We start from the raw sequence: 4,039 nt of genomic DNA, 5'->3' as shown, positions 1-4,039 counted from the left end.
CCGGGCGCTACAACGTGGTGGATGTGGTCTGGGGCCTCGGCTTCGTGCTGGTCGCCGGGGTGGCGATGGCGGCCGGTGCGGGCTCGGTGCCGCGGCGCGTCGTGCTCTTCGCGCTGGTGTCGATCTGGGGTGCGCGGCTGAGCTGGTATCTGGCGCGGCGGACCGCGGGACACGGCGAGGATCCCCGCTACAGCGTGCTGCTGGACCGGCACGGGCGGTCGCCGGGGGTGGTGATCACCCGCATCTTCCTCACCCAGGCCGTGGCTCAGTGGGTGATCTCGCTGCCCATCCAGGTGTCCGCCGTCTCCGGTGCGACCCGGGGTGCGGCGTGGTGGGTGTTCGCGGCGGGGGTCGTCGTCTGGACGGTCGGGTTCGGCTTCGAATCGGTCGGCGATCGTCAACTCGCGCGCTTCCGTGCCGATCCCGGCAATCGGGGTCGCATCATGGACCGCGGGCTGTGGACGTGGACCCGGCACCCGAACTACTTCGGCGACTTCTGTGTGTGGTGGGGATTGTGGCTGATCGCGGCGTCGGCCTGGCCGGGCGTGCTGACCGTGTTCGCACCGGCGATCATGTCCTACCTGCTGATTCACGGCACCGGCGCTCGGCTGCTGGAACTGACGATGCGCAGTCGTCCGGGATATGCCGAATATCGAAGTCGCACAGCATATTTCTTTCCGCGACCGCCAGGTAGGTTTGCCAAGGAACGCAATTCGCCTAATTCCGACAAAACAACGCACTGAAACAATCGAATTCGATCGATCCTCCCACGAATCCCGATCGGGCAAGTACGGTTTCATCGCAGCCGACAATCGCGTGGAACTGTGAGGAATCCTTTGACCGAATCCGAACGCTCATCGTTGTCCTTCCCGCCCGCCGAGCCTCCCCCGTTTCCGCCGGCGGAACGAGCGGTCTCCAGACGCAAGCTGGCCGCGATCGCCGGTGTCCTACCCTTGAGCGCGCTGGCCGTCGGCGCGGCCGTCTGGTCCGGGAAGGACGACGGCCCGCGCAATACCGCGAACGCGGGCGGCGCCCCGTCGGGTCATCCGACGCGAACGGACACGATTCCGACCAGGACGGAACCCGCCGCCGGACTCGCACCGGAAATCGCCAAGATCGGCAGCCGGCATATTGCCGCACTGCACGCCATACACCTGCATTTGAACCACATCTCCACCTATGACCCGCAATCGCTCGACGACTATTTCACCGGCGCGCTGGATGCCACGACGGGCGCCTATCGGCAGCAGTTGATCGACACGCATCCGGCCACGCGGCAATATTTCCTCGCCACCAACTCTCGCAGCGAAGTGATCGAATTCAATTGCGGTCTGCGCGCGATCACCGGCACCACCGCACTCGGCGTGGGATACGTCAAACAGTCCACCACCACCGATCTCGCGCCGATCCCGGCCGTCACCCTGACCGCGTGGGTGGTGACCGCCGAGGAGCAGCCCGACGGCCGCTGGCTCATGAGCGACGCCAAGCGCATCTCCACCTGATACTTCGGGACCGACCGTTCGGTGCCACCTGCCGTAGGGTGAGCATCGTGCACGATGAAGTCACCGTTCAGATGGCAGCCCCCGCCCAGGAGATCTGGGACCTGATCAGCGATGTCACCAACGTCGGCCGTTTCAGCCCCGAAACGTACGGCGCCGAATGGGTGGGCGGCGCAACCGGACCCGTCGTCGGCGCCAAATTCCGCGGCCAGGTCAACCGCAACGGCTGGGGCCTCAAATACTCCACCGTCTGCCGAGTCATCGCCGCCGACCCCGGCCGCGAATTCGCCTTCACCGTCCTGGGTCCCGGCGGCGTCCCCATCAACACCTGGCGCTACCGCCTCGAACCCACCCCCACCGGCACGGCGGTCACCGAATCCTTCCACCTGGCCCACACCCTCCCCCTGCGCCTCTACTGGCTCCTGGCAGGCTGGGCCCGAGGCAAAACCAACCGCAAGGGCATGCAACAAACCCTCGACAACATCAAAGCCACCGTCGAATCCCCGCGCTGAGAACCGATTTCACACTGAATCAGTGAGACGAACCGGGGCCGTGGCGGGTTGCCAGACGCAACGGACGTCGGGTTCGTGTTCCTCGTTCCGGTGGCCGTCGGTCCACTCCACCTCGGTGAAGCCGTGGCGCGCGTAGAAGCGTCGAGCGGGCTCATTGGCCTGGAATGTCCACAGCTCCAAGCCGTTCGGCCGACGCTGTTTGGCCAACTCGACGAAGCGGTCGCCCAGTCCCCGGCCGCGCCAGGGTGGGTCGAGGTAGAGCTGTTCCAGCTCGTCGGTGGCGAGGACCAGGACGCCGACGACCGCACCGTCCGCCAGGGCTATCCAGGTTTCTCGGTGCGGGACGACGACTTCGGCGAACCATCGATGGACAGCGGCGTCGTCGTGGGCTCGATGGATCGAGGGTAGGGCTGCCGAGTAGGAGCGCAGCCATACACCGGCGGCAGCAGGGGCGTCTTGGTCTTGCGCGCGCCGGAAAAGGAGATCCACGCAACCCACGTCAGACATTAGATTCGGGCGCGGGCCGCGTCCCACGACAGCGGGATGTCCGCGGTCGACCCGGCCGTCTCGACGAAGTTCGGGTTGCCGATGCGACCGGCCATGTCGGCCAGCATCTTCGCGTGCGTGCCGCTGTGCGCGAACTCGTCCATGGCCGCCTTGTCCGACCACGCCGAGAGCGTCCAGAAGGTCTTGTGGATCAGTTTGGCGTCCAAGGCGAAGCCGACGCAGCCCGGCGAGGACCGCAACTGGGCGCGAATCCGCAAGGTCCAGTACAGGAATCGGGGCACGTCGCTGTATCTGGTCAGCGGCAGCCGGGAGGTGAGCACGTGCAGCGCGTCACCGTCGGCGGGCTGATGCGGTCCCTTGGTCCAGGGCAGAGCGGGCATGACAGGGTTCTCCTTGTTATCGGATGGAGGGACTAGGAAGCCGACTATTCGGTGCCGTCAGGATCCGACAGATCCAGTTCCAGCACACTCGTGACATTCAGCAGCATGCCCTGCGCCATGAAATCGAACGTGCCGCCGGCGTCACCGCCGGACAGCTCCTTCACCACCCGGTACAGGCTGTGAAAACGTTCGCGCGCGAGGGCGCGGATCTCTTCGTCGAGAGCCGCCGCCGCGTACACCTGCAATTGAAAAGTGAGCGACCGCCGATCGCCCAGCAACTCGACATAGGCCACCCCCATGGCGTCCAGCCGCATCTCCCGCACACTGTCCCGCGCGGCCCCGCGAAAGGCATCCTCGACAGCATCGAACCCCTGGTTCGTAGCAGCCAGGAACACCGCTTTCTTGGTCGGAAACAACCGGAACAAATAAGCCTGCGAAATCCCCGCCCGCCGAGCAATCGACTCCGTCGTCGTCGCCGTATACCCACCGGCCGCAAACTCGGCAATGGCCGCCGCCAGCACCTGTTCGCGCCGCGCACCCGCTGACATCCGCGCCCGCCCCGCTGAACCCACACCCTTAGTTTAGTGAGCACTCACCCAATCAATCAACGGATCCGGCGAATCCTTCAGCGGGAGTTAACAGTCCGGCCACCCGCCAACACCTTCGAGAGAAACTTGCCCGTGGGCAATATTGCCCGTAGGCACGTTTTGATACGGTGAACATGTGGCGGACGACACCGGGCTCGGCTTACGCGAGCGGAAGAAGATCGACACCCGTACGGCGATCAGTGATGCCGCTTGGGAACTGCTGGGCGAGCGGGGAGTTGAGGGGTTACGGCGGGAGGAGATCGCGGACCGGGTTCGGGTTTCCGTACGAACGTTCAACAACTACTTCACGAGCAAGTACGACGCACTGGCCTATCGGCAGGTTGAGCGGTTGCGGGAGAACATCGCGGCACTGCGGGCACGGCCGGTGAATGAGCCTTTGTGGGAGGCCATTTCGGCTTCGTTCGTCGACCGCACCGATCCGGGATCCCGGGTGCCGAGTAGTGCTCAGGCGGCGGTGCTGCGGGATTTGCTGACCAGGCCGCAGATGCGGGCGGCGGTGTCGAAGGTGTGTTTCACCGACGAGGAATTGATCG

7 protein-coding genes are annotated in these 4,039 nt (G+C 65.3%); 4 read left to right on the top strand and 3 right to left on the bottom strand.

What is annotated here, in order from left to right:
• The 3 genes from ACWELQ_RS40270 to ACWELQ_RS40260 all read left to right on the top strand — a co-directional run.
• On the top strand, positions 1 to 743 hold a 743-nt coding region (locus ACWELQ_RS40270), incomplete at its 5' end, for a DUF1295 domain-containing protein (protein ID WP_452402252.1).
• 81 nt (positions 744 to 824) lie between these two features.
• Positions 825 to 1,502, top strand: a complete 678-nt coding sequence (locus tag ACWELQ_RS40265) for a hypothetical protein (protein WP_452402251.1) — start codon at positions 825 to 827, stop codon at positions 1,500 to 1,502.
• Between the two features lie 47 nt (positions 1,503 to 1,549).
• A complete protein-coding gene (locus ACWELQ_RS40260) occupies positions 1,550 to 2,011 on the top strand; it encodes an SRPBCC family protein (RefSeq protein ID WP_452402250.1) in 462 nt (153 codons plus the stop codon).
• Between the two features lie 9 nt (positions 2,012 to 2,020).
• Here the strand turns inward: ACWELQ_RS40260 and ACWELQ_RS40255 are convergent, their stop codons facing one another.
• From ACWELQ_RS40255 to ACWELQ_RS40245, 3 genes are read right to left on the bottom strand one after another with little or no spacing between them, the layout of a single operon-like run.
• A complete protein-coding gene (locus ACWELQ_RS40255) occupies positions 2,021 to 2,500 on the bottom strand; it encodes an N-acetyltransferase family protein (RefSeq protein ID WP_452402249.1) in 480 nt (159 codons plus the stop codon).
• A 17-nt stretch (positions 2,501 to 2,517) separates the two neighbouring features.
• The gene (locus tag ACWELQ_RS40250) at positions 2,518 to 2,898 is read right to left on the bottom strand and encodes a hypothetical protein (protein ID WP_452402248.1); all 381 of its coding nucleotides are present in this window, start codon (positions 2,896 to 2,898) and stop codon (positions 2,518 to 2,520) included.
• 44 nt (positions 2,899 to 2,942) lie between these two features.
• Positions 2,943 to 3,470, bottom strand: a complete 528-nt coding sequence (locus ACWELQ_RS40245; protein WP_452402247.1) for a TetR/AcrR family transcriptional regulator — start codon at positions 3,468 to 3,470, stop codon at positions 2,943 to 2,945.
• 151 nt (positions 3,471 to 3,621) lie between these two features.
• Here ACWELQ_RS40245 and ACWELQ_RS40240 point away from each other — a divergent pair.
• The coding region (locus ACWELQ_RS40240) for a TetR/AcrR family transcriptional regulator (RefSeq protein ID WP_452402246.1) at positions 3,622 to 4,039 on the top strand (418 nt) is incomplete at its 3' end.

It is taken from the genome of Nocardia sp. NPDC004722, assembly GCF_053601505.1.
This window is presented reverse-complemented; position numbering and strand designations above follow the sequence as displayed.